The sequence below is a fragment of the Streptomyces laculatispora genome (genome assembly GCF_017353455.1).
Taxonomy (GTDB): Bacteria; Actinomycetota; Actinomycetes; order Streptomycetales; family Streptomycetaceae; genus Streptomyces; species Streptomyces laculatispora.
In genome coordinates this window covers 1-3,169 of sequence record NZ_JAFMPZ010000385.1, presented here as the reverse complement: position 1 = coordinate 3,169, position 3,169 = coordinate 1, and the positions used below count along the sequence as shown (strand labels likewise).

General features: G+C 71.3%; 3 protein-coding genes. All 3 read left to right on the top strand.

The window, feature by feature from the left end; all coding sequences use genetic code 11:
• The first annotated feature begins 103 nt into the window (after positions 1 to 103).
• A complete protein-coding gene (locus J1C73_RS19895) occupies positions 104 to 1,147 on the top strand; it encodes a family 2 encapsulin nanocompartment cargo protein polyprenyl transferase (protein ID WP_207317596.1) in 1,044 nt (347 codons plus the stop codon).
• A 233-nt stretch (positions 1,148 to 1,380) separates the two neighbouring features.
• Positions 1,381 to 2,049 (top strand): DUF6304 family protein, encoded by a 669-nt coding sequence (locus J1C73_RS19890; protein WP_123461579.1) that lies wholly within the window; start codon positions 1,381 to 1,383, stop codon positions 2,047 to 2,049.
• A 145-nt stretch (positions 2,050 to 2,194) separates the two neighbouring features.
• The coding region (locus J1C73_RS19885) for an SdpI family protein (protein ID WP_207317595.1) at positions 2,195 to 3,169 on the top strand (975 nt) is incomplete at its 3' end.

The following is a 3,169-nucleotide window of genomic DNA, read 5'->3' as shown; positions in this document are numbered from 1 at the left end:
CCACGGGCCACGGTCCGCAGTACCCACAGCAACCACCCACGTCCCCGGCCCGGAGCGACAGCGACCCGGCCGGGACGACAACGACCGGGGTGACCGATTGACCATGACCCATACGGATGCCGCGACCGAGGGCAACGAGGCCGCAGCTCTTCTGGAGTACACCCGATCCCTCGTCGACCCCCACCTGCGGGCGGCGGTAGCCTCGCTGCCCGGATCGATCCGGCGCGTCGCCATGTACCACTTCGGCTGGCAGCACGCCGACGGAAGCCCGGCCGCGGGCGGCGCGGGCAAGGCGATCAGGCCCGCGCTCGTGTTGGCCGCCACCCGGGCGCTCGGAGGCGACCCCCGGGACGCCGTGCGGGCGGCCGTCGCCGTCGAACTGGCCCACAACTTCACCCTGCTGCACGACGACGTCATCGACGAGGACCGGACCCGTCGCCATCGCGCCACGGCCTGGGCGGTCTTCGGTATCCCGGACGCCGTCATCGCGGGCGACGCCATGCTGGCCCTCGCCCAGCGGCTGCTCGCCGAGGACGCCCGTGCGGTGTCGTCGCGCGCCTCGGCCCGGCTCTCGACCTGCGTCATCGAGCTGTGCGCGGGCCAGCAGGCCGACTGCGCCTTCGAGGAACGCGGCCCGGACGAGATCTCGTTGGACGAGTGCCTGGTCATGGCCACGGCCAAGACGGGCGCGCTGCTCGGCTGCGCCTGCGCGCTGGGTGCGCTCTACGCGGGCGCGGACGAGCGGGGCGTCGGAGCGATGGACGGTTTCGGCCGGGAGGCGGGGCTGGCCTTCCAGCTCATCGACGACCTCATCGGCATCTGGGGTGACCCGGCCCAGACCGGGAAGCCGGTCGGCGCCGATCTCGCCGCCCACAAGAAGTCGCTGCCCGTGGTCGCCGCACTCAATTCCGGCACCCCGGCGGCCATGGAGCTCGCCGCGCTCTACCGCGGTGCCATGAACACGGCCGGCGAGGTGAGCCGTGCGTCCGACGCCGTCGACCGGGCCGGCGGCCGTGACTGGGCGCAGATGTACGCAGCGGACCGGATGGCCCGCGCCGTGCACCACCTGTCCCGCGCGGTGCCCGATCTGTCCGCGGCGGGCGATCTCCTGGCCCTGGCGGAGTTCGTCACCCGCCGGGCGCACTGAACGAAGGGGCGTGACGTGGAGGACGTGATGTGAAGCCACGTGATGTGAAGCCACGTGATGTGAAGCCACGTGATGTGAAGCCACGTGATGTGAAGGGGCGTGAGGCGAAGGAGCGGGACGCGATGGGCGGACTCCGGCGGGCGGGTTGATGATCGGCCGAGGTCACAGGGCCCGCGCGGGGAAGTGGAGGGCGGCAGGGGGAGTGTCGGAGGCACGGGCTACAGTCCCTGCCCATGACAGATGAGTCGTGGGCAGGGTGGTACCGGGACCGGCAGGGATCCGATGCCGTCATCCTCACCACCGACGGACAGCAACTCCGCCTCCGTATCCGGGGCGTCGACTTCGAGGGCGAAAGCTTCGACGGTCTCCGCCCCGTGGCGGGTACGCCGGACCAGGGCGAGATGTTCGCCCTGGCGGACGGCGTGCTCAACGACTGCGTCCTGGAATGGGACCTGCCGTTCCCGGTCATCGCGGACGGGGTGGCCCAGCAGGCGAGGCTCAGCTGCCTGCTGTCCCTGCGCAGGCCGGACCCGTACCTCTACCTGGAGCTGCAGTTCGGCGGAGCGGGCTTCCGGTCCCATCGGGCCGAGAGCGACTTCGGGTCCGCACTCGCCACCATCCAGCGGGTTCTTCCGCCCGGAGTACGGCTCCAGACCTGTATAGCCTGCGCCTTCTCGGACTACTTCCCGGCGCCCGGCCGCGGCCTCTCCGGCGGTCTCGCCTGCTTCCGGGGTGCCAAGGACGCCTACCGCGGCGCGGACGGCCAGGGCGATGTCCTCGATCTCTGGGACCGGCGCAGCGGTTTCGTCCAGGAGACCTGGAGCTGCCCGGAGTTCGAGCCCAGGCCGGCGGCGGGCGCGGGCACCGGCCACCGCGGTGCGTTCCCGCTCGAACTGGCCTGACTGCTCGAACCCGCCCGACCGCCCGACCGCTCAGCGCCCGAACCGACTCACCACCCGAACCCGCCTGACAGTGCGTCACCGTCAGGCGGGTTCCGCATTGCCACACCTCCATTGTTCTACTAACATGCAAACAATGGAGGTTTCGATGAATCGTAGGAATGTCGGCCGTGTGGCCGTTGCCGTGCTGCCGTTCGTGCTCGCTCCCGCCGCCGACCTCATCCTTTTCGCCGCCCGCCGTGACCGGCTGCCCGCGCAGCTGGCCAGCCACTTCGTGGGCGACGGCCAAGTGGACGACCATGCGAGCCAGGGCTCGTACGTCGCGGTCATCGCGGTCCTGTTCGTCGGGACCGGCGCCCTGTGGGCCCTGATGTCGGTCGCGAGGAAGTTCACCGCCCGCGGGTACCGGACGCTCGTCGCCAGTGGCTATGCCCTCGCCGGAGGCCTCGGCTACCTGATGGCGGTCGTCATGCTCGTCAACGTGGATGCCACCGAGGACGCGCAGGGCCGGGCGCAGGGTGTCTCGTTCCCGATGTGGCACATGGCCGCGGCCCTGGGAGTCACCGCGCTCGCCTTTGGGCTCGGTCTGCTGCTCGCCGCCCTCCTTCCCGCACCGGAGGAGCCCGCCGGTGGCGGGCCGGCCGGTGACGGCGCACGGATCGCGCTGGCCGACGGGGAGGTCGCGGGGTGGGCGCGCAGTGCCGGGACCTGGTGGCTGCCGCCGCTCGCGCTCGTCGTGCTCGGGGGCGGGATCGCCCTGATGTTCACCGCGAGCTGGATCGCGGCGGTTCCGGCGCTTCTCGTGGGGGTGCTCTTCGCGAGCTTCGCCCGTCCGTACGTATCGGTGGACCGGCGCGGCATCACGGTGTCCGGGGTGCTGCCGTGGCCGCGTATAAAAGTCCCGCTCGACAGGATCGAGGCGGCGAGCAGCCATAACATCAAGGCCCTGGCCGAGTACGGGGGCTGGGGCTACCGGATCAGCCCCGGGCGTACCGGCGTCATGATCCGTTCCGGCGAGGGGATCGTGGCAAGGCTCTCCGGCGGACGGGACTTCGCGGTGACCGTCGATGACTCGGCGACCGCTGCCGCGCTCCTCAACACCCTGATCGATCAGCGTCGAACG